The 20,052-nt window shown below is 70.4% G+C and carries 21 protein-coding genes; 8 read left to right on the forward strand and 13 right to left on the reverse strand.

What is annotated here, in order from left to right; genetic code table 11:
- Positions 1-28 precede the first annotated feature (28 nt).
- The gene (locus AB0L91_RS17535) at positions 29-1,402 is read right to left on the reverse strand and encodes an FAD-linked oxidase C-terminal domain-containing protein (protein ID WP_355283359.1); all 1,374 of its coding nucleotides are present in this window, start codon (positions 1,400-1,402) and stop codon (positions 29-31) included.
- A gap of 326 nt (positions 1,403-1,728) precedes the next feature.
- Here AB0L91_RS17535 and AB0L91_RS17540 point away from each other — a divergent pair, with 326 nt between their 5' ends.
- The gene (locus AB0L91_RS17540) at positions 1,729-2,061 is read left to right on the forward strand and encodes a hypothetical protein (protein WP_365011034.1); all 333 of its coding nucleotides are present in this window, start codon (positions 1,729-1,731) and stop codon (positions 2,059-2,061) included.
- A gap of 85 nt (positions 2,062-2,146) precedes the next feature.
- Complete coding sequence (locus AB0L91_RS17545) at positions 2,147-2,620, forward strand: GtrA family protein (protein WP_365011330.1); 474 nt, start codon at positions 2,147-2,149, stop codon at positions 2,618-2,620.
- Here the strand turns inward: AB0L91_RS17545 and AB0L91_RS17550 are convergent.
- From AB0L91_RS17550 to AB0L91_RS17560, 3 genes are read right to left on the reverse strand one after another with little or no spacing between them, the layout of a single operon-like run.
- Positions 2,591-3,265, reverse strand: coding sequence for a Type 1 glutamine amidotransferase-like domain-containing protein (locus AB0L91_RS17550; RefSeq protein WP_365011035.1), 675 nt, complete (start codon positions 3,263-3,265; stop codon positions 2,591-2,593). The two genes, AB0L91_RS17545 and AB0L91_RS17550, sit on opposite strands and share 30 nt — an antisense overlap.
- Positions 3,265-4,107, reverse strand: coding sequence for a maleylpyruvate isomerase family mycothiol-dependent enzyme (locus AB0L91_RS17555; protein WP_365011037.1), 843 nt, complete (start codon positions 4,105-4,107; stop codon positions 3,265-3,267). Before AB0L91_RS17555 ends, AB0L91_RS17550 begins: the two co-directional genes overlap by 1 nt.
- On the reverse strand, positions 4,104-4,547 hold the full coding sequence (locus AB0L91_RS17560; RefSeq protein ID WP_355283371.1) for an HIT family protein: 444 nt from the start codon (positions 4,545-4,547) through the stop codon (positions 4,104-4,106). The genes AB0L91_RS17555 and AB0L91_RS17560 overlap by 4 nt, the downstream gene beginning before the upstream one ends.
- A gap of 408 nt (positions 4,548-4,955) precedes the next feature.
- Between AB0L91_RS17560 and AB0L91_RS17565 the strand changes: the two genes are divergently transcribed.
- The 5 genes from AB0L91_RS17565 to AB0L91_RS17585 all read left to right on the forward strand — a co-directional run bounded on the left by AB0L91_RS17565 (position 4,956) and on the right by AB0L91_RS17585 (position 10,434).
- Complete coding sequence (locus tag AB0L91_RS17565) at positions 4,956-6,074, forward strand: Re/Si-specific NAD(P)(+) transhydrogenase subunit alpha (RefSeq protein ID WP_357349585.1); 1,119 nt, start codon at positions 4,956-4,958, stop codon at positions 6,072-6,074.
- Positions 6,074-6,376, forward strand: coding sequence for an NAD(P) transhydrogenase subunit alpha (locus tag AB0L91_RS17570; RefSeq protein WP_019045334.1), 303 nt, complete (start codon positions 6,074-6,076; stop codon positions 6,374-6,376). The genes AB0L91_RS17565 and AB0L91_RS17570 overlap by 1 nt, the downstream gene beginning before the upstream one ends.
- A gap of 17 nt (positions 6,377-6,393) precedes the next feature.
- Positions 6,394-7,815: an NAD(P)(+) transhydrogenase (Re/Si-specific) subunit beta gene (locus AB0L91_RS17575; RefSeq protein ID WP_365011332.1), complete on the forward strand. Its 1,422-nt coding sequence runs from the start codon at positions 6,394-6,396 to the stop codon at positions 7,813-7,815.
- Positions 7,816-7,990: 175 nt separating this feature from the next.
- Complete coding sequence (locus tag AB0L91_RS17580; RefSeq protein ID WP_365011039.1) at positions 7,991-9,004, forward strand: alpha/beta hydrolase; 1,014 nt, start codon at positions 7,991-7,993, stop codon at positions 9,002-9,004.
- Positions 9,005-9,039: 35 nt separating this feature from the next.
- Positions 9,040-10,434 carry a serine hydrolase gene (locus tag AB0L91_RS17585; protein WP_365011040.1) on the forward strand — a complete coding sequence of 465 codons (1,395 nt, stop codon included), beginning with the start codon at positions 9,040-9,042 and terminating at the stop codon, positions 10,432-10,434.
- Positions 10,435-10,443: 9 nt separating this feature from the next.
- Here AB0L91_RS17585 and AB0L91_RS17590 read toward each other — a convergent pair whose 3' ends face one another.
- The 4 genes from AB0L91_RS17590 to AB0L91_RS17605 all read right to left on the reverse strand — a co-directional run bounded on the left by AB0L91_RS17590 (position 10,444) and on the right by AB0L91_RS17605 (position 13,933).
- The gene (locus AB0L91_RS17590) at positions 10,444-11,187 is read right to left on the reverse strand and encodes a hypothetical protein (protein ID WP_365011041.1); all 744 of its coding nucleotides are present in this window, start codon (positions 11,185-11,187) and stop codon (positions 10,444-10,446) included.
- 69 nt (positions 11,188-11,256) lie between these two features.
- A complete protein-coding gene (locus AB0L91_RS17595; RefSeq protein ID WP_357349577.1) occupies positions 11,257-11,928 on the reverse strand; it encodes an isochorismatase family protein in 672 nt (223 codons plus the stop codon).
- Between the two features lie 24 nt (positions 11,929-11,952).
- Complete coding sequence (locus tag AB0L91_RS17600) at positions 11,953-13,089, reverse strand: chorismate-binding protein (RefSeq protein ID WP_365011042.1); 1,137 nt, start codon at positions 13,087-13,089, stop codon at positions 11,953-11,955.
- A gap of 10 nt (positions 13,090-13,099) precedes the next feature.
- Positions 13,100-13,933 (reverse strand): SDR family oxidoreductase, encoded by an 834-nt coding sequence (locus AB0L91_RS17605; RefSeq protein WP_365011043.1) that lies wholly within the window; start codon positions 13,931-13,933, stop codon positions 13,100-13,102.
- An 87-nt stretch (positions 13,934-14,020) separates the two neighbouring features.
- On the opposite strand from AB0L91_RS17605, the gene AB0L91_RS17610 reads away from it, so the two are divergent.
- Complete coding sequence (locus AB0L91_RS17610) at positions 14,021-15,679, forward strand: AMP-binding protein (RefSeq protein ID WP_365011044.1); 1,659 nt, start codon at positions 14,021-14,023, stop codon at positions 15,677-15,679.
- A gap of 43 nt (positions 15,680-15,722) precedes the next feature.
- Here the strand turns inward: AB0L91_RS17610 and AB0L91_RS17615 are convergent, their stop codons facing one another.
- Genes AB0L91_RS17615 through AB0L91_RS17635 form a run of 5 tightly spaced genes read right to left on the reverse strand, consistent with a single transcriptional unit; the run spans position 15,723 to position 20,002 of the window.
- Entirely contained in the window at positions 15,723-15,938 is a 216-nt protein-coding gene (locus AB0L91_RS17615) for a phosphopantetheine-binding protein (RefSeq protein ID WP_357349569.1), read from the reverse strand.
- A gap of 2 nt (positions 15,939-15,940) precedes the next feature.
- Positions 15,941-16,780 (reverse strand): siderophore-interacting protein, encoded by an 840-nt coding sequence (locus tag AB0L91_RS17620; protein ID WP_365011046.1) that lies wholly within the window; start codon positions 16,778-16,780, stop codon positions 15,941-15,943.
- On the reverse strand, positions 16,777-18,003 hold the full coding sequence (gene entS, locus AB0L91_RS17625) for an enterobactin transporter EntS (protein WP_365011048.1): 1,227 nt from the start codon (positions 18,001-18,003) through the stop codon (positions 16,777-16,779). The genes AB0L91_RS17620 and entS overlap by 4 nt, the downstream gene beginning before the upstream one ends.
- Positions 18,000-18,998, reverse strand: a complete 999-nt coding sequence (locus tag AB0L91_RS17630; RefSeq protein WP_365011050.1) for an ABC transporter substrate-binding protein — start codon at positions 18,996-18,998, stop codon at positions 18,000-18,002. Before AB0L91_RS17630 ends, entS begins: the two co-directional genes overlap by 4 nt.
- Before the next feature lie 8 nt (positions 18,999-19,006).
- Positions 19,007-20,002 carry an ABC transporter substrate-binding protein gene (locus AB0L91_RS17635; RefSeq protein WP_365011052.1) on the reverse strand — a complete coding sequence of 332 codons (996 nt, stop codon included), beginning with the start codon at positions 20,000-20,002 and terminating at the stop codon, positions 19,007-19,009.
- Between the last annotated feature and the right edge of the window lie 50 nt (positions 20,003-20,052).

The following is a 20,052-nucleotide window of genomic DNA, read 5'->3' on the forward strand; positions in this document are numbered from 1 at the left end:
TAACCCGGGGCCGGGATGGGTTGTTCCGCTAGAGCACCGCGCCGGGGTTGAGGATGCCCGTGGGGTCGAGCGCGTCCTTGATCCGCCGGGTCAGCGCCATCACCTCGGGTCCGACCTGATCCGGCAGCCACGCCTTCTTCAGCCTGCCGACCCCGTGCTCACCGGTGATGGTGCCGCCCAGCGCGATGGCGAGGTCCATGATCTCGCCGAACGCGCGATGCGCGCGAGCGGTGTTGTCGGGGTCGGTGGGGTCGTGCACGATCAGCGGGTGGGTGTTGCCGTCGCCCGCGTGCGCGATCACCGACACCAGTACGTCGTTGCGCTCCCCGATGGCGGCGACCCCGGTGATCAGCTCGCCCAGCCGGGGCAGCGGCACCCCGACGTCCTCGAGCAGCAGCGGTCCGATCCGTTCCACCGCGGGAATCGCGAATCGCCGTGCCGCGGTGAAGGCTTCGCCCTCCTCGGGGTCTCCGGTGTCGAAAACCTCTGTCGCTCCGGCCTTCTCGCACAGCGACACCATGAGCTGCGCTTCGTGCGCGGCGAACTCGCCGGGCGCGTCGGACCGGGCGACCAGCAGGGCGGCGGCGGTGCGGTCCAGCCCCATCCGCATCTCGTCCTCGACGGCGTTGATCGCGACGGTGTCCATGAACTCGAGCATCGCCGGGCGCAGGGTCGAGGTGATGGCCAGGATCGCGTCGGTGGCGGCGGTGAGCGTGCCGAAACTCGCGACCACGGTCGCCTGCGGCGGCTGGGCGGGCAGCAGACGCAGCGTGAGTTCGGTGATCACGCCGAGGGTGCCCTCGCTGCCGACGAACAGCTTGGTCAGCGACAGCCCGGCCGAGTCCTTCAACCGCGGCCCGCCGAGGCGCACCACCGTCCCGTCGGCCAGCACCACCTCCATCCCCAGGATGTAGTCGGTGGTGACGCCGTACTTCACGCAGCACAGCCCGCCCGCGTTGGTCGCCGCGTTGCCGCCGATCGAGCACATCTCGAACGAGGACGGATCGGGCGGGTACCACAGGCCCTCCGCCGCGACGGCCCGCTTCACCTCCGCGTTGATCAGTCCCGGCCCGACGACGGCGGTCCGGGTGACCGCGTCGACACTGATCGCGCGCATCAGTTCGGTGCTCAGCACGATCCCGCCGTCCACCGCGGTCGCCCCGCCGGACAAGCCCGACCCGGCCCCGCGCGGCACGACCGGCACCCGCCCCGCGTGCGCCCACCGCAGGGTGGCCGCCACGTCGGCGGTGTCGCGGGCCCGCACCACCGCGATCGGGGTGCCCGCGTCGGGATCGCGCGCCCAGTCCTGCCGATAGCCCGCCAGCAGATCGGGATCGATGACCACAGCCCCCTCGGACACCGCGGAAATCAACGCATCGAGGTCAACCCTGCTCTCGTCCACCCACTCAAACTAACCCGCGGCGACCACCCCGCGCCGGTACTCGGGCCGGACTCGTGATCAGCACGAAGACGCACCGGAGCGTGATGGTCGGTTGACCAATGTGATGTGCGGCCGACCAAGTGAATTCGCGCATGATTGTGATCCGGCGCGCCCGGTTGGTGTATACGGCGTCCAACCCGTCACAATGCCCATAGCGGGTGTGTTCGACGGCGATTCGCCGCCGCGCACCCGGCGTGTTTCGCATTCCGCTCTACGGTGCGCCCGCTCGCGCATCGCACACATCGACGCGCCGCGTCGCACCGTAACTCGCCGGGAGGGGCCGGAAGATGAAGGAACCGCAGGACCGCAACGAACTGGTCGGCGCCCTGCTCGCCGCCGAGTACGCCGATGCCGGGATCGACTCCGACGCCATGCGCCGGGTGCGCGACGGCGAGCACGAGGAGTGGCTGTCCGCGCTGGAGGCGACCGGCATGTTCGGCATCCGCGCGCTGGCCGAGATCGCCGGCGAATGGACCGCCGACCCGCGCCTGCTGCGCGACGCGCTGCTCGCCGAGGCCGACGAGTTCACCCGCCGCCGCTGCCTGGCCACCTGGGCCGCCCTCGGTCGTCCCGCCGCCGAGCCGCCGGCGCGCGCGGTGGCCGTCGCCGTGCCGCACTGAGGCCGTTTGCCGGCTGCTCATCTCGACGTCATCTCGCGCTGGCACGCTGAGGGTCGTGGAGCAGCACACGGGTGTCACCGATTCGATGGCCGACCGGTTCACCCGCTGGTGTGAGGCTGTCGTCGCCCGCCTGCCGTTCGGGCTGGACCGGATCGTGCCCGCGACACTGCTCGGCTTCGGCCTGATCAACAGCTTCACCTTCGGGGTCGACCTGCTGCTGCTCACGCTGCTGCACACCGGGCTCGGGCTGCCGGTGCCGGTGTCGATCACGCTGGCCTACATCGCCGCGTTCGGCCTGGCCTTCCTGCTCAACCGCACCTTCAACTTCCACTCGCACGCGCCGATGGGCAAGCAGGCGGTGGTGTACGCGGTCGTGGTGCTGGTGAACTACCTGGCCTTCATCCTCGGGGTCGGTTCCGGGCTGGTGGCGCTCGGCGTGGAGTACCACCTCGCGCGGCTGGCCGCCGGGGCCTGCGAGGCCGTCTACATGTACTCCGCGATGCGCTGGATCGTGTTCCGGCGCAAGCGATCAGCCGAGCCGGTCGTCGCCGATCGGTGAGCGGCCGCGCAGCACCTCGGTGCGGTCGCCGTCGACCAGGACGACGTCGTCGTCGGTGAGCGCCCAGTGTGCGGTGCCGTTGGTGCGATAGCGGGCCAGCAGCCGCGCGGACTCGCCGTCCGGGTCGGTGGGGGAGTCCAGGTGGACGACGAGCGGGCGATCCACCAGACCCAGTCCGTCCCACCGTGCTTCGACGCCGGTGGCCGGCCGCACTTCCGCCGGGTCGTCCATCGTCTCCAGACCGTGCAGGTCGGGCGCGAGCAGGCAGGCGCCCGCGCTGTAGCCCGCGTAGACGACTGCGTCCTCGGCGAGCAATGCGGGAAGCACGGAATCGGCTCCGCTGCGGGCGAATTGGGCCCGCAGGACGAAGGTGTTCCCGCCGCGCACCCACAGCATGGCGAACGCGCGCAGGTGCCGTTCCAGCTCGCCCGGTTTGCCGACGTAGTCGCGCAGGTCGACCACCTCCGGCGCGTACCCGTGCTGCCGGAGCGGGGTCAGGTCACTGGCCACCGCCGACGCCCACGCGGCGGGCCACGCGTCGCAGGCGTTGGGGATCACCGCGACCCGCCCGCCCGGCGCGCCGACCAGTCCGGCGAGCCGGTCGGCGAAGGTGCCGAACCGGTAGGACGCCAGGAACAGCCGCATCAGATGGTGAAGGCCAGATTCTGCACGAGGCGCTCGCCGAGGGCCTTGTCCCCGGTGACGGTGACCTCGTCGCGATGCGCGTCGGCGGTGGTCCGGCCGCCGCGCAGGCGCGCGAAGAGCCCGGAGTCCATGCTGATCACGGCGTTCGGCTCGGCGTCGGCGGCGTCGAGAACCGCGCCGCGGCCGTCGGCCACCGCGAGGTGGATCTGCCGGGTGACCGGCCCGGTGAGGTCGAAGGTCAGGCGGGTGCCGTCGGGGGCCTTGGCGCCCTTGACCACCGCCCGGCCCAGCCCGATGGTGAGTTCGGCGAAGGCGGTCTCGGCGCGCGCGCCGCCCTCGGACACGGTGCGGCCGATGCCGTCGGCGAGGTCGAGCTCGTGCATCCAGCAGTCGAACAGGCGGACCCGCATGAACCGGCCGTAGGGCACCTGCCCGACCGGCGATACCGTCGGCGTCTGCCAGGCCTGCTCGTCCATCGCGACCAGCGCGGCCCGCCGTCGATCGGTCACCTCGTCGAACAGCGCGAGCAGGCGCTTGCCGGAGAGCGGGCGCAGCCGGTCGACCCAGATCTCGTTGAGCACCGCGACCTCGTTGCGCACGTGCGGCAGGGTCCGCACGTCGGTCTTGGGCCGCAGCGGGTCGTGCGGCGGCGGGGTCTCGCCGAGCAGCCACGACTCGGTGCCGATCACGTGCGCGACCACGTCGAACAGCGTCCAGCCGGGCAGCGGCGACGGCTTGCGCCACGCCTTCTCGTCGAGGTCGGCCACCAGGTTCCCGATGGCCTCCCACTGCTGGGCGAGCAGGTCGGTGAGCTGCTCGCGATCGGGCGTGCCCTCGGTCATCCCTGTGCTCCTTCAGAGTCCAGCGCCGTCAGGCCGGCGCGGATCGCGGCCGCGGTCGAGTTCGGTTCGTGGGGACGGCGCAGCAGGAAGCCCTTGGCGAAGCTGAGCTTGTCACCGTGCCGGCGCGGCACCACGTGCAGGTGCACGTGGCCGACGGTCTGGAAGGCCGCGGTGCCGTCGTTGAGGATGAGATTGGCGCCGTCGCTGCTCAGGCCGCTGCGGCGCAGGGCGCGCGCGAGCCGGTGCCCGGTGCGGAAGAGCGTCGCGCCGAGATCGGGATCGAGATCGTCGAGCTCGGTGGCGTGCTGTTTGGGAACGACCAGGGTGTGTCCGCGGGTGATCGGCCTGATGTCGAGGAACGCGCACACCGCGTCGTCCTCGTAGACCTTGGTCGCCGGTGCGGCACCCGCCACGATCCGACAGAAGACGCAGTCGTTCACAGCGACGACCCTACGGTGTGGTGTGGGTCGCGCAACAGTCCGAACCACCTGCGGGCATGACGCGCGTCACGTGCGCCCAGCAAGCCGGTCGTCTGACCAGTATTCGTACCCGGAGGTAGGTAGCTCACCGGCAGGTGCGGTCTTGTCCGGCCCTACCTGCGGCGACGAATCTGGGGACGGGCGCGGCGTCGCGCCCGAGGCGCGGAAACGTCGTCAACTTGGCGAAACGGGTCGGCTCTGTCCGATTTCCCAGTGGATGGTCCAGCCCGCCGATGTGACCGGCATCTCGGCTAGGCTCACCGCGAGCCGAGTACAGTAGCGAGGATTTCAGCCGAACCTACTCGCAAGTAACGTCGGCTGACCCGTTGTTCCCCGGCTCGAAGCCAGCACAAGAAGGAAGTCTGACTAGTGGAGACAACGCAAAACGTGGGCGAGGGTTCGCCGCGCGGCGCGCGTGTCGGAGTCGTTCGCGAATCCGGTGCGGGTGAGCGGCGGGTCGCATTGGTGCCCAAGATCATCCCCGCCCTGTCCAAGCAGGGTGTCGAGGTGGTCGTGGAAGCCGGTGCAGGCCTCGGCGCCCTCATCCCCGACGAAGCCTTTGTCGAGGCGGGCGCCACCATCGGTGACCCGTGGTCGGCCGAGGTCGTCGTCAAGGTCGCCCCGCCCAGCGATGCCGAGGTGGCCAAGCTGTCGTCCGGGCAGACCCTGATCGGGTTCCTCGCGCCCCGCAACGCCGAGAACCAGATCGGCGCGCTGAAGTCCGCCGGGGTGCAGGCGTTCGCCGTCGAGGCGATCCCGCGTATCTCGCGCGCCCAGGTGATGGACGCGCTGTCCTCGCAGGCCAACGTCGCCGGCTACAAGGCCGTGCTGCTCGCCGCCTCCGAGTCCACCCGCTTCTTCCCGATGCTGACCACCGCCGCGGGCACCGTGAAGCCGGCCACCGTGCTGGTGCTCGGTGTCGGTGTCGCCGGTCTGCAGGCGCTGGCCACGGCCAAGCGCCTCGGCGGCCGCACCACCGGCTACGACGTGCGCCCCGAGGTCGCCGATCAGGTGCGCTCGGTCGGCGCCCAGTGGCTCGACCTCGGCATCGACGCCGCCGGTGAGGGCGGCTACGCCCGCGAACTCACCGACGACGAGAAGGCCCAGCAGCAGAAGGCCCTCGAGGACGCCATCAAGGGCTTCGACGTGGTCATCACCACCGCGCTGGTGCCGGGCCGTCCCGCGCCGCGCCTGGTCACCGCCGCCGCTGTCGAGGGCATGAAGCCCGGCAGCGTGATCGTCGACCTGGCCGGTGAGACCGGCGGCAACTGCGAGCTCACCGAGCCCGGCGAGATCGTCGTCAAGCACGAGGTGACCATCGCCTCGCCGCTGAACCTGCCCGCCACCATGCCCGAGCACGCCAGCGAGCTGTACTCCAAGAACATCGCCGCGCTGCTGGAGCTGATGCTGGTCGACGGCAAGCTCGCGCCCGATTTCGACGATCAGGTGCTCGCCGATTCCTGCGTCACCCGTGAGGTGGAAGCCTGATGTACACCGAACTTCTCGCGAACATCGCGATCCTGGTTCTGTCCGGATTCGTCGGCTTCGCCGTCATCTCCAAGGTCCCCAACACCCTGCACACCCCGCTGATGTCGGGCACCAACGCCATCCACGGCATCGTCGTGCTCGGCGCGCTGGTGACGCTGGGCAACGTCAAGGACCCGTCCCTGCTGGTCCAGATCATCCTGTTCGTCGCCGTGGTGTTCGGAACGCTGAACGTCATCGGTGGCTTCGTGGTCACCGACCGCATGCTCGGCATGTTCAAGGGTAAGAAGAAGGCGGCCGAGTGATGCACGCAGTCGACAACATGACCTACCTGGTCAACGGCCTCTACATCGTGGCCTTCTCCATGTTCATCTACGGTCTGATGGGCCTGACCGGCCCGAAGACCGCGGTGCGCGGCAACCAGATCGCCGCCGTCGGTATGGCGATCGCGGTCGTCGCGACGCTGATCTCCATCCGGCACACCGAGCTGCTGAACTGGATCCTGATCGTCGGTGGCCTGGTCGTCGGTGTGGCACTGGGTGTTCCGCCCGCCGTGCGCACCAAGATGACCGAGATGCCGCAGCTGGTCGCCGCGTTCAACGGTGTCGGTGGTGGCACGGTCGCGCTCATCGCGTGGGCCGAGTTCATCGACAGCTCGGGCTTCTCGGCGCTGCACGACGAGCCGAACATCCACATCATCATCGGCTCGCTGTTCGCCGCGGTGATCGGTTCGGTGTCGTTCTGGGGCTCGATCATCGCCTTCGCCAAGCTGCAGGAGATCCTGTCGGGCAAGCCGATCAGCGTCGGCCGCCTGCAGCAGCCGCTGAACCTGCTGCTGCTCGTCGGCGCGATCGTGTGCGCCGTGGTGATCGGCCTCGGCGCCGACAACGGTGGCGTCTCGCAGCTGTGGATGATCGGCCTGCTGGTGCTGGCCGGTGTGCTCGGCCTGATGGTCGTGCTGCCCATCGGCGGCGCGGACATGCCCGTGGTCATCTCGCTGCTCAACGCGCTGACCGGGCTGTCGGCCGCGGCCGCGGGTCTGGCTTTGAACAACACCGCGATGATCGTCGCCGGCATGATCGTCGGCGCGTCCGGCACCATCCTCACCAACCTCATGGCCAAGGCCATGAACCGCTCCATCCCGGCCATCGTCGCCGGTGGTTTCGGTGGCGGTGGCGGTGCGGCCGGTGGCTCCGGAGACGGTGAGAACAAGCAGGCCAAGGCCACCTCGGCCGCCGACGCCGCGATCCAGATGGCCTACGCCAACCAGGTCATCGTGGTGCCCGGCTACGGTATGGCCGTCGCCCAGGCCCAGCACGCGGTCAAGGAGATGGCGTCCCTGCTCGAGGGCAAGGGTGTCGAGGTCAAGTACGCGATCCACCCGGTCGCCGGTCGCATGCCCGGGCACATGAACGTGCTGCTGGCCGAGGCCGAGGTCTCCTACGACGCCATGAAGGAAATGGACGACATCAACGGCGAGTTCAACCGGACCGACGTGGTCCTGGTGATCGGCGCCAACGACGTCACCAACCCGGCGGCGCGCGAGGACAAGTCCAGCCCGATCTACGGCATGCCGGTCCTCAACGTCGACCAGGCCAAGAGCGTCATCGTGCTGAAGCGCTCGATGAACTCCGGCTTCGCCGGCATCGACAACCCGCTGTTCTACGCCGACCACACCTCCATGCTGTTCGGCGACGCCAAGAAGTCCGTCGGTGCGGTCACCGAGGAACTGAAGGCGCTGTAACCCACACGGCTACGCACACGGGCCCCGCTGTTCTCCGAGAACAGCGGGGCCCGCTGCTGTTGGTGACCGCGACAATCGATGGTTGTGTCGCACACCACATTCCCGCTACTCTCTTGTTTGAGACGATGGCGTCTCAAAAGAGGCCGGGGAACCGGTGTGCAGAACGGAGTCCTCGATGACGAGGTCACTCGCCCGCCGACCACGCTCGCTGTTCACCGCTGTGCTGGCGGCGGTACTCGCCGTCGGCCTTCCCGGCCTCGCGCACGCGCAGGACATCACGCCCGGCGTCACCGCGCAGAGCGTCTTCGATCGGCCGGGACCGCACCCGGTGGCCACGCCGACGGTCACCAACCCCTGTCAGGAATCCGTCGCCGGGATGATCGCGCACCTCACCGTGCACCTGTTCGGCAACCGGGACGACGCGCGATGCACCCAGGCGTTCCCCTACGGCTTGCAGTCGCCGGTCGGCGTGAACACCTACTACCCGGCCGATCTCGCGGGTGCGGACAAGGCCCCGCTGATCCTGTTCGAGGGCGGCATCACGTCCAATCCCGGCATGTACGACACCCTGGCCCGGCAGTGGGCGGGCCATGGCTTCGTCGTGGTGATCACCTACGACTTCGTCAACTCGCTGGCCTACCTGCCCGCGATCGGCCTGGCCTCGGCGATCGGCCAGCACCGCGATCCCGGTTCGCCGCTGTTCGGGCGGATCGATCTCGGGCGCACCGTGCTCGCCGGGCATTCCGCGGGCGGGGGCGCCTCCCTGCAGGCCGCGGCACTGTTCCCGCCGATCGCCGGGGCGATCGATCCGGACTTCGCGGTGATCGGCGTGCTGGCGATCGAACCGGGACCGGTGGGCGTCGGTGCCCTCATCGGGGTGCCGACGCTGTTCCTCACCGGCTACAACGATTTCGTCGTTCCCGATTTCGCCTGGGTGCGCTGGTGGCAGTACAACCTCACCTTCCACGCCCCGGCCTGGATCGCCAATGCCCGTGGCGTGAGCCATTTCTCGCCGGTCGACGGCCCCGGCGCCTACCTGTCCGCCGGGACGGCGGTGGCCTGGCTGAAGTACATCGCCTTCGACGACGACACCGCCCGCCGGTTCTTCGTCGGCCCCGACTGGCTGCTGCGGGCGGATCGCACCTACTACAGCGTCGAGCGCAACGCACGGGCCGACAGCCTGCGATGAGCTACCGCACCCCGACGATCGGAAAGAGATCCACCATGTCCCGCCGCCTGTTCCGGCCAGCTGTCCTCGCGGCCGCCGCGCTCACCGCCCTCGTGGCGGCGGCGCCGGTCGTGTCCGCCGACCCGAGCGGCGAACACCGCTGCGCCGAGCCGGTACCCGGGCACGCGGCGCCCCGCGCGACACCCGAGGACGTGGGCATGGACGCCGCCGTGCTGACGGACGCGCTCGACTTCGGCACGCGCGCGGGCGGAATCGCGGTCCAGGTCTATCGGCACGGCTGCCTCGTCGGCGATCGCACCCCGACCGCGAACGTGCCACTGCCGCTGGCCAGCGCCACCAAAGGCGTCACCTCGGCGGTGGTCGGCAGGGCCGTGACCCTGGGGCGCCTCGGCGTCGACGACCCGCTCGGGAAATTCTTCCCCCTGGCCGACCCGGCGCACGCGAATCTCACGGTGCGCCAGGTCTTGACCCAGACGACCGGCCTGCATTTCAGCTGGCCCGCCGACCTCGCCGGACTCCAGACCGACGCGGTCGGGCAAACGCTCGCCGCGCCCGCCGACCACGCCCCCGACAGCACCTTCCAATACGCCCAGAACACCCCGATGCTGCTGGCGGAGATCATCGAGATCGCCACCGGCGTCGACTTCCAGGACTTCGCCCAGCGAGAACTGTTCGCGCCCTTGGGCATCGACCGCGCCAACTGGGTGTGGCTGCGCGACCGCAGCGGCAACACCGCCGTCAACGGTGGTCTGGCCATGCGCCCCGACGACCTCGCCCGCCTCGGCAGGCTCCTGCTCCAGGAGGGCCGCTGGGGTGGCGCGCAGCTCATCGCCGCCGATTACCTGCGTCAGGCGACCACCGGTACCGCCGCCAATCCGGGCTACGGATTCCTGACCTGGCTCAACTCCGGCGATACCTATCGGGGCACCGAGGTGCCGACCGCGGTCTCCTACGATCGTCCGCAATTCCCCGGCTCGCCGCGCGACATGTACTCCTACGAGGGCGCGCTCGGCCAGTTCCTGACCGTCATCCCGAGCCGCGACCTGGTCGTGGTGCGCCTCGGTGTCCCGCTGCGGGTCGACCTGGACAACCCGGTCGCCATGCTCACCGGCAGCGGCAACCCCGACAACAAGGAGCTGTTCCAGCGCGTCACCCGGGCGGTGACCGGGATCCCCGCCGAGCCCTATGTCGACCCGCTCGGTCTCGACCATCCGCCGCTGTCGATCCGCACCCCGGACGACCTCGCCCGGCTGGCGGACCCGGGCACCGCCGCGGCCATCCTGCTCGGGGTCGGGCCGTATGCCTCGACCGGCTGCAACATCCTGTGGTGCGACGGCTCGTTCGTCGCCGTCGACGTGTTCCGCCTCGTCCTCGATGTCGGCGGGCAGGTGGCGGCCGCGGTGCTCGCACTCGGCAACGCGCCGCGCTGAGGCGTCGGCTCAGTACGGCCGGTTGTGTTTGCGCGTGCCCGGGAGGTCCAGGTAGGGGCAGTCGGCGGAGCCGGTGCGCAGGGTGGCGGTGGGGTCGTCGGGGGCGATCCACAGGAGTGTGCCGTTGTCGAGCCAGGGCCGCAGATCGAAGTCGGGGCGGTTCGAGCCCCAGTTGTCGTCCCAGGCCGCGTATCTGCCCGGGGCCTGATCGACCTCGTAATGATCACTGCCCCAGACCGGTTCGAGCGCGATGCCGCGTGGCCGGCAGGTGGCGCAGTGATAGGTGATCGGCCAGCCGGTGTGCGGGCCGATCCGCACCTGGGTGATCACGGCCCGCATGTCGGGATGAGCGAGGACCTCGGGGAAGACGTAGGGCACATCGGGGCCGAGCACACGAAGGAACGGCGCGGGCGCCATCGGACCGTCGAGCCGCATCGCGCCGACCATCAGCAACCAGCTGCGCGGCACCGGGTCCAAGCGGCGCACCGTATGGAACGAGCTCCAGAACCAGCCGTCGACGTCGACGATGTCGAGCGGCCAGTACACCAGTTCATCCCGGAACGGGCACCGCGAGACCACGATGTCGGGCAGCAGCTCGCGGTAGCGGTCGTGCAGCGCACTGGCACCGTAGAAGGCGGCCCACCCCTCCTCGCACGCGCCCAGCTCCTTGTAGACCGCGCTGAGGCGGTTGCCCTCTTCGAGCAGCGCCGCCCGCTCGGTGATGAACGGCTCCAGGCCGACGATCTTGCGCACCGATGTCCCCCACTCCCACACGACAATCGCGGGTCCGACTGTGCCACAGCCGAACCCGCGTGCCAATCGTCAGGCGGTGCGCCGCTGTGCCTTCTCGGCGGCGGGCGCGGTGCCGAGCTGCTGGATCAGCTCCTCGGTCCCGGTGACCGCGCCGCAGCGCCGCGCGACGTAGTTCAGGGCCATCAGGTGCTCGTCGCGGCTGAAATCGGCGGTCGCGTCGAAGACCAGGAACGGCCGCACATCGCTCATGAACGCCTCGGCGGCACTGAGCATGCAGCCCATGTGGGTGTACACGCCCGTGATCAGCAGCTGGTCGCGGCCGTAGTAGCCGAGCAGTTCGCGCAGGTCGGTGCGCTGGAAGGCGGAGTACCGCCACTTGGTGACCTGGATGTCCTGCGGCTCGGGGGCGATGGCGTTGATCACCTCGGTGTCGGCGCCCTCGGCCATGCCCGTACCCCAGAAGTCGGCGAGGATGCCGCGCCGTGAGGGGTGCTGGTTGCCCGGCTGCATCGTGTAGATCACCGGGATGTCGAGTTCGTGGCAGCGGTCGCGCAGCCGCGCGATGTTCGCGATGAGGGTCCGGGCGGGGTCGCGGTAGATGTCGTAGGCGTCGAGGAAGTACTGCTGCATGTCGTGGATCAGCAGGGCGCTGCGGCCGGGTTCGACGGTCCAGGCCACCTGGTCGGCGGTGAACTCGTCGGCGCCGGGCATCGGATACGGCGCGATCTTGGGAATCGGCATGACGGCCTTTCGGTGGGGTCGGCGTCAGCCGACGGAAACGGGCAGGTCGGCGATCCCGAGCGGGGCGAGGATGCGCTGGAATTTGCCGGTGGTCTCGGCCAGTTCGGCCGCGGGATCGGACGCGGCGACGATGCCGCCGCCCGCGTGCGCGAGCAGGGTGGTGCCGTCGGCGGACAGTTCGGCGCAGCGGATGCTCACCATCCACTCGCCGTTGCCGTCGGCGTCGCACCAGCCGACCGCGCCCGCGTAGAACCCGCGTTCACCTTCGAGTTCGGCGATGAGCCGGGCGGCGGCGCCGGTGGGCGTGCCGCAGACGGCGGGGGTGGGGTGCAGGGCGATCGCGAGTTCGAGCGCGGAGGGACCGGCGAGCGGGACGGTCGCCGAGATCGGCGTGCCGAGGTGCCACATGGCCGGCGTCGCGGTGAGTTCCGGTGCGGACGTGTCGACCTCGGCGCAGCGGTCGCTGAGCACCGTCGCCACCTGATCGACGACATAGCGGTGCTCGGCGTGGTCCTTCGTGGAGGTGAGCAGCGCGTCGGCGGCGGCGCGATCGGCGGCGGGGTCGTCGGTGACGCGCCGGGCCGAGCCCGCCAGCGGGTGGCTCAGGATCTCGGTTCCGGTGCGGCGCACCAGGATCTCGGGACTGGAGCCGACGAGGTGGCGGCCGGGATAGTGGCCACCGGCAGCGGAGAGGTCGACCAGGAAACCGTTCGACAGCGGGTCCGAGGCCACCATCAGATCCAGGATGTCGGTCGCCCGCACGGGCTGCGGCGACACCGCGCGAATAGCCCTGGCCAGCACCACTTTACGTAGGGGGTGGCCGGGATCGGCGAGCAGCTCGACGGCATTGGCCACCCGCCGCTGGTGCTCGTCGGGAGCGGGCACCGCCGCGTCGATGGCGAAGTGGGGGAGTCGGGTGCCCGGTGCCCGGCGGTGGGGCGCCTCGGTGACGCGCACCGAGTCCGGCGCCCACAGTGCCGTCGGCGCACCGGGGGTGAAGGGCAGCGCGCCGACGATGTGGCTGATCCGGCCGCTGCGCAGCGCGGTCACCGCGTCGTGCGCCGATCGGAAGATCGTCCCGCCCGCGGACGCGGACACGGTCCGCTGCGGACGGGACAGGACGAAAGCGGGGTCTGAACTGTCGGTACTGATGGTGCTCACCCTTTCGGTTTCACATGTCGAGCGTCGCGCCACCGTCGACCCGCAGGTCGTGCATGGTGATGTGGCGGGCGCCGTCGGACGCCAGGAAGTGGACGGCCGCCGCGATATCGGCGGGAGCGGCGATGCGGCGCAACGGGATACCGAGCCGGTAGACCGCGGGGTCGCCGTCGAGGAGCGCGGTCTCGGCGTCGTCGTCGAGCGGCGTGCCGCCGAACATGTCGCGCAGCATGGCGGTATCGGTGGACCCGGGGGACACGAGATTGACCCGTACCCCGAGCGGCGCGACCTGCAGGGCCAGCGACCTGGTGAAGGCGGTCGCGGCCGCCTTGGCGGCGCCGTAGGCGGCCATGCCGACGCGCGGTGCGGCCGCGGCGTTGGAGGAGACCACGACGATCGACCCCCGGCCCGCGGCGGCCATGTCGGCGGCCGCGCGCTGGGTGACCAGCATGGTCCCGGTGGCGTTCACGCTCAGGCACCTCGCCCAGTCGGCCGCGTCGAGTTCGAGGGCGGTGCCGCCGACCATGACGCCCGCGGCGTGTACCACCACATCGGCCGGTCCGTGCGCGGCGGTCAGCTGGTCGAAGGCACGCCGCACGGAGTCGGCGTCGCTGACGTCCACCTCCAGGCTGTGCACAGAAGCCGTTGGGGGACAGTCGATGTCATCGCTCTCGGCGCCGTCCCGCGGTGCGGCGAGCGCGGCGGCGGTCGCGTGCACCCGGGGATCGAGGTCCCACAGGGAGACGACCCGGTCCTCGGCGGCGAACCGGGCGGCGATCGCGGCGCCGATACCCCCGGCCGCGCCGGTCACGACAACGTTCCGTCCGGTGAGATCACCATTTGACATGAGGTTAGCCTAACCTGAATTCATCGTCGGATGGTTACCTTCCCTCACAACATCCGACGGGAACGCCCGCAGGTCCGTTGGAAAGAGGTGCTCGACTTGACCGATCCCGTGCTCCCCGGCTTCACCCCGTGGCCCACTGAGCTGGCGCAACGCTATCGAGAGCAGAACTGTTGGACCGGTGAGACTTTCGCCGATGTGCTCGCCGCGCGCGCGGCCGCCGCACCCGACCGGATCGCCGTGCTCGACCCGGCGAACAGCTGGACCTACGCCGAACTCGACCATCGGTCGAGCGCGCTCGCCACCGGCCTGGCCCGGCTCGGTCTCGGCGCGGGCGACCGGGTGCTGGTCCAGCTGCCCAATCGCGCCGAATTCGTGGAGGTGATCTTCGCGCTGTTCAAGCTGGGCGCGCTGCCGGTGTTCTGCCTGCCCGCGCACCGCGGTGCCGAGCTGGTCCCGATCGCCACCGCCGCCGCCGCGACCGCGATGATCACCTGCGGCACCCACCAGCGCTTCGACTACGCGGCGCTGGCCGAATCGGTCCGCGCCGAGGTGCCGAGCCTGCGGCACCTGCTGCTGGTGCTCGACGAACCGGGGCGGGAGCTGTCCGACGATGTGCACGACATCGCCGAATTCCGCGACACCCCGGGCGAACTGGCGGGACCGTCGGCGAGCGCCGTCGCGTTCCTGCAACTCTCCGGCGGTAGTACGGGCATCCCGAAGCTCATCGCCCGCACCCACGACGACTACCTCTACAGCGTGCGGCGCAGTGCCGAGATCTGCGAACTCGACAGCGACACCGTGTATCTCGCGACGCTGCCGGTGGCGCACAACTTCCCGATGAGTTCGCCGGGCATCCTCGGCGCGCTGTGGGCGGGCGGCACCGTCGCGCTGACCCCCGACCCGACGCCGGCGACGGCGTTCCCGCTGATCGAGCGGTTCGGCGTCACCATCACCGGCCTGGTGCCGCCGCTGGCCCGGTTGTGGACCGAGCGGGCCGAAGCGGGTGACACCCCCGATCTGTCCAGCCTGCGGGTGGTCCAGGTGGGCGGGGCGCGCTGCCAGGAGGAGCTGGCCCGCCGGGTCGGCCCCGCCCTCGGCGTGACCCTGCAGCAGGTGTTCGGCATGGCCGAGGGGCTGGTCTGCTACACCCGGCTCGACGATCCGATCGACGTGGTGGTCGGCACCCAGGGCCGTCCGATGTCCGAGCACGACCGGATCGCGGTGGTCGACGACCACGGCGCCGAGGTGGCACCGGGCGCGACCGGCAACCTGATCACGCAGGGGCCGTACACGATTCGCGGCTACTACGACAATCCCGAGGCCGACGCCCGCAGCTTCACGGCCGAGGGCTGGTACCGCACCGGCGACATCGTCTCCGTGCGCCCGGACGGCAACCTGGTGGTCGCGGGCCGGGCCGGTGACTGGGTCAACCGGGGCGGGGAGAAGGTGTCGGCCGAGGAGCTCGAAGCGCATCTGCTCGAGCACCCGGACGTGCGCGACGCGGTGATCGTCGGCACCCCGGATCCGGTGCTGGGACAGCGCATCTGCGCGTTCGTCCAGCCCGCCGATCCGGCCGTGCGACCGTCCCTGATCACGGTGCGTTCGTTCGTCCGGGCGCGCGGTGTCGCGGCGTGGAAGATGCCCGACACCGTCGTCGTCGTCGACGAGTTCCCGGCGACCGGCGTCGGCAAGACCAGCCGCAAGGAGCTGCGGCAGCTGCTCGCCGACGGCGCGCTCGGGCAGTGACCGCGCCGGGGGCGGCGCGCTCATCGCGCCGCCCCCGGGCCGGTCAGGCCAGTTGCTCGATCCATGATCCGAGCACGGGATCGCCCGCCAGCGTGGGGAAGTCGATGTGGGCGTAGCCGTCCGACCGCCATTTCTCCACCAGCGACATGATGCGCACCGAATCCAGTCCGGCGTCGAGCAGATCGGTATCCGCGGTGAGTTCGGCCGGGTCCACACCCAGCGCCGTGGCGACATCGCCGATCACCTGATCGTCGGTCATGGTCATTCCTCTCGATCGAAGTCGGCGACGCCGCGCTTCCAGTAGCCGGCGATGAGCGAGTCCTTGGGGCCGATGCCCAGGTCGGTGCGGACCACCTTGCGGATGCCGCGCAGGCAGCCCGCCTCACCCGCCACCCAGGCGTAGACTCGCTGTCCGGCAGCCACTTCCACGGTGCGCACGGCCTGCTCCAGGATGTCGCTGGTGCCCGCCTCGGCCGCACCGCGATGCAGCCAGCGCACCTCGACGCCGTCGGGGGCGTCGATCGCGATCTGCTCGGCCGCGTCGGCCACCTCGATGAACGCCCAGCCCGCCGCGGTGCGCGGCATCCGCTCCAGCCAGCGGGCGATGGCGGGCAGCGCGGTGATGTCTCCGGCGAGCAGGTACCGGTCGTAGGAATCCGGGACGACGACGCCGCCGGGCGGACCGGCGATGTGCACCTTGGTGCCCGGGGTCACCGCGCTCGCCCAGTCGGAGGCGAGGCCGCCGGGGTGGAGGGCGAAGTCGATGTCGAGTTCGCCGTCGGGAATGCTGTGGCGGCGCACCGTGTACTCGCGCGAGACCGGGCGCGGCGTGCCCCATTCCAGCGAGGTGCCGTCGCGTTCGGGCAGCCGCAGCACGCCGTCCTCGCACGGGAAGATCAGGCGCACATGCTCATCCGGGACATAGCTGTGGAACGTCGCCAGTTCGGGCCCGCCGAAGGTGATCCGCAACAGCGCGGAGCCGATCCGCGCGGTGCGGATCACCTCCACTTCCTGCAGGCCGATCGGATAGGGGACCTTCGCGCCGTGCGCACCGCCGAGCACCTCGGCGATGTTCGCGGCGTAGGCACTGCGATCCTTCACCTCTGTTCCTTTCTGTGCAGCGGCCCGGCGGCGAGCGCCATCAGGCCGGTGAGTACCAAGACGACGACGCCGTAGAGCACGAGCGCGGTTCCCGGAGCGAAGAATTGGCCGACGGTTCCGGCCACCATGGAGCCGACCGCGGTACCGGTGACCGACTGCACCATCAGCAGTCCCGACATCCGGCCGCGCATGTGGTCCGGTGCGGCGCGCTGCAACATCGCGTAGCGCAGCACCATGTTCACGGCCCTGGCCAGGCCGAACCCGGCGAGCCCGAGGAACACCAGCGCCGCGTGCGACCACAGCCCCGCCGCGATCACGCCGAGCGGCATGAGCGCGAGCGAAACCAGCAGCGCCAGTCCGGTATTGGCACGGCTCATCCAGCCACTGGTGAGCGAGCCGAGTACCGCGCCCGCACCGGGTGCCGCGTAGAGCAGGCCCAAAGTGCCGGGGCCCGCGTGGAGTTCGACGTCGGCGAAGGCGGGCAGCAGCACCAGTGGTCCGCTGACCAGCATCGCGATCAGGCCGGTCAGCAGGATCAACCGGATGGATTCGTGGCGCACCGCGAAGGAGATGCCCGCGACGAGCTCGCGCAGGGGGTTCTGTAGATCCCGCTCCGGCGGCGGCGACGGGCCGATCGCGGTGATCAGCCCGACGGTCGCCGTGGTCGCGAGCGCGCACAGGAAATAAGCAGAGGCCACACCGGTTTTCGCGACGAGCAGCCCGGCGATCGCCGGGGTGATCATGGTGCCGAGGTCGGTGGTCAGCGACACCAGCGCGCCCGCGGCAGCGACCTTCTCGCGGCCGACGAGCGCCGGAACCATCGCCATCAGCGCCGATCCGCTGACCCCGCCCGCGAGGCCGTCGATGACGGCGGCGAGGTAGATCACCGGCAGCAGCGGGTCCGGCAGCACGGCGTTCACCCCGAGCAGCAGGAAGCCGACGCCCGCCGCACTGCGCGACCACTGGATCACCGTGCGCCGGTCGTACCGGTCCGCGACCACACCGCCGGCGAGACTGCCGGCGAACAGGGCCGCCGCGGTCGTGGTGGCGACCCCGGCGACCTGCAGACTCGACCCGGTCAGCTGATAGACCTGCAACGGCAGGGCCACCATGAGCAGCCCGATGCCGAGCACCGACACCAGCCGCGCCGCGAACGCGCACCGGAACGGGCGCGACGCCCGCAGCGGGCTGAGGTCGATGAGCAGGCCGCCGGTCGCCGTCACTGGAAACGATCCTTCAGCAGCTCGAGGGTGCTCATGACCGTGCGATAGTCCGGCCGCGAGCTGATCGCGGGCAGCTCGTACACCGTGTTCGCGGTGAACGACGGCAGCTTCGCGTAGAGCGGGTCGGTCCGCAGCTGCTCGAGTGAGCGTCCGCCGTTGATGGTGACCACGAAGGTCACCGGCGCGTCGACCACGGTGTTGAGCAGTTCCGGGCTCATCGAGAAGTAGTCGGCGGCCTCGGGCATCTCCGGGTTTCCGGCCTTGGCCTTCACCTGCGTGTCGAGGGCGAAACCGACCTCGGCCAGCAGTTTCGGCAGCGAGGCCGTCGGCACGAAGACGACCGGCTTGTCGCCCTTGGCCGACTGCAACAGCGTGGTGTTGCCCGCCGGGATCTTGATGGCGGACTTCACCTCGGCCAGCTTGGTGCGATAGTTCGCGAGCAGACCGTCGACCTGGTCGCCGCGGCCGACGAGATCGGCCAGGTAGCGCAGCTGCTCCTGCCAGTCGGTGGTGGTGGCGGGCATCAGCGCGGTCGGGGCGATGGCGCTGAGCTGGTCGTAGGCGTTGAGCGTCTGCTGGGCCGGGTAGCCCTGACCCCCGCCGATGATCAGATCGGGCCGCTGGGCGGCGACGAACTCGAGATTGATGTCCTCGCCGGTCGGGACAACCTGGGTGCCCTGCTCTTTCGCGTCGGCGGCCCACACCTGCGGGAATTCGCCCTTGGGGGTGGCGACGCCGAGCAGTCGCGGATCGGCCGCGACGACCGGGGCGTCCAGGTCGTAGAGGTAGCCGGCCAGCGCGCCGTTGAGTACGACGATGCGCTTGGGGTCGGACGGCACCGAGACGGTGCCGCGCGCGGTGGCCACCTCACGGGTGCCCGAGGCGGTGTCCTTCGCCTCGTCGGCGGACGTGCCGCAGCCGGTGAGCGCGGCGATCGAGGCGACGGCCAGGACGGCCAGGGCCGCGCGGACGCGGCCGGAGGGTCGGGTGAACACGGCCGGCCTCACTTGAAACGCTCGACGAGCAGGTCGAGGGTGCTCATGACGGTGCGGTAGTCGGGCCGCGAGCTGGTCGCGGGCAGTTCGAAGACCTCGTTCGCCTTGAACGAGGGCAGCGTCGCGTACATCGGGTCGGCGCGCAGTTCCTCGAGCGACCGGCCGCCGCTGAGCGGGATGGTGAACAGCACGGGCGCGTCGATCACGGTGTTCAGCAGTTCGGGACTGAAGCTGATGAAGTCGGCGCTCTGCTCCTTGGCCGGGTTACCGGCCTTGGCCTCCACCTGGGTATCCAGGGTGAAACCGACCTCCGAGAGCAGGGTCGGCAGCGCGGCGGTCGGCACGAAGAGCGTCGGCTTCTGGCTCTTGATCGACTGCATCACGACCGTCGTGCCGGCGGGGGCCTTGATCTTGCTCTTGGCCTCGGCCAGCTTGGCCTGGTAGTTCGCGATCAGGGTGTCGACCTTGGCCGGCTTGTTCACCGTCGCGGCGATGAAGCGCAGCTGGTCCTGCCAGTAGGTGGTCTCGGTCGGCAGCAGCACGGTCGGGGCGATGGCGGTGAGCTGGTCGTAGGCGTTCACCGACTGCTGGCCCGGGTAGCCCTGGCCGCCGCCGATGATCAGGTCGGGGCGCTGGGCGGCGATGAACTCGAGGTTGATGTTGTCCCCGGACGGCACGGCCTGCGTGCCCTGCTTCTTCGCGTCCTCGGCCCAGCCCGCGGGGAACTCGCCCGGCTTGTTGGGCACGCCGAGCAGGCGCGGGTCGGCCGCGACGACGGTGGCCTCGAGGTCGTAGAGGTAGCCGGCCAGATTGCCGTTGAGCACCACGATGCGCTGCGGGTCGGCGGGCACCTTGACCGGGCCCTTCGCGGAGGGCACCTCACGCGGGCCGGTGTCGGCGGACCCGGAATCCGAGCTACCGCAGGCGGTGAGCACCGCGACGAGCGCGAGAACCAGGAAGGCGAGGGCGGCGCGGAGGCGGCCCGATGAGCGGTTGGTGAACATGGACGGGGATTTCCTCATTTCTTCCGAACGGCGAACAGCGCTGGGCGGGA

The organism is Nocardia sp. NPDC051833 (genome assembly GCF_040681225.1).
Taxonomy (GTDB): Bacteria; Actinomycetota; Actinomycetes; order Mycobacteriales; family Mycobacteriaceae; genus Nocardia.

Bases quoted from the DNA above. Each gene is read 5' to 3' on its own strand.
- AB0L91_RS17540 (WP_365011034.1), top strand. From the start codon at position 1,729: ATGAAGGAACCGCAGGACCGCAACGAACTGGTCGGCGCCCTGCTCGCC.
- AB0L91_RS17545 (WP_365011330.1), top strand. From the start codon at position 2,147: ATGGCCGACCGGTTCACCCGCTGGTGTGAGGCTGTCGTCGCCCGCCTG.
- AB0L91_RS17550 (WP_365011035.1), bottom strand. From the start codon at position 3,265: ATGCGGCTGTTCCTGGCGTCCTACCGGTTCGGCACCTTCGCCGACCGG.
- AB0L91_RS17555 (WP_365011037.1), bottom strand. From the start codon at position 4,107: ATGACCGAGGGCACGCCCGATCGCGAGCAGCTCACCGACCTGCTCGCC.
- AB0L91_RS17570 (WP_019045334.1), top strand. From the start codon at position 6,074: ATGTACACCGAACTTCTCGCGAACATCGCGATCCTGGTTCTGTCCGGA.
- AB0L91_RS17575 (WP_365011332.1), top strand. From the start codon at position 6,394: ATGACCTACCTGGTCAACGGCCTCTACATCGTGGCCTTCTCCATGTTC.
- AB0L91_RS17580 (WP_365011039.1), top strand. From the start codon at position 7,991: ATGACGAGGTCACTCGCCCGCCGACCACGCTCGCTGTTCACCGCTGTG.
- AB0L91_RS17585 (WP_365011040.1), top strand. From the start codon at position 9,040: ATGTCCCGCCGCCTGTTCCGGCCAGCTGTCCTCGCGGCCGCCGCGCTC.
- AB0L91_RS17595 (WP_357349577.1), bottom strand. From the start codon at position 11,928: ATGCCGATTCCCAAGATCGCGCCGTATCCGATGCCCGGCGCCGACGAG.
- AB0L91_RS17605 (WP_365011043.1), bottom strand. From the start codon at position 13,933: ATGTCAAATGGTGATCTCACCGGACGGAACGTTGTCGTGACCGGCGCG.
- AB0L91_RS17615 (WP_357349569.1), bottom strand. From the start codon at position 15,938: ATGACCGACGATCAGGTGATCGGCGATGTCGCCACGGCGCTGGGTGTG.
- AB0L91_RS17635 (WP_365011052.1), bottom strand. From the start codon at position 20,002: ATGTTCACCAACCGCTCATCGGGCCGCCTCCGCGCCGCCCTCGCCTTC.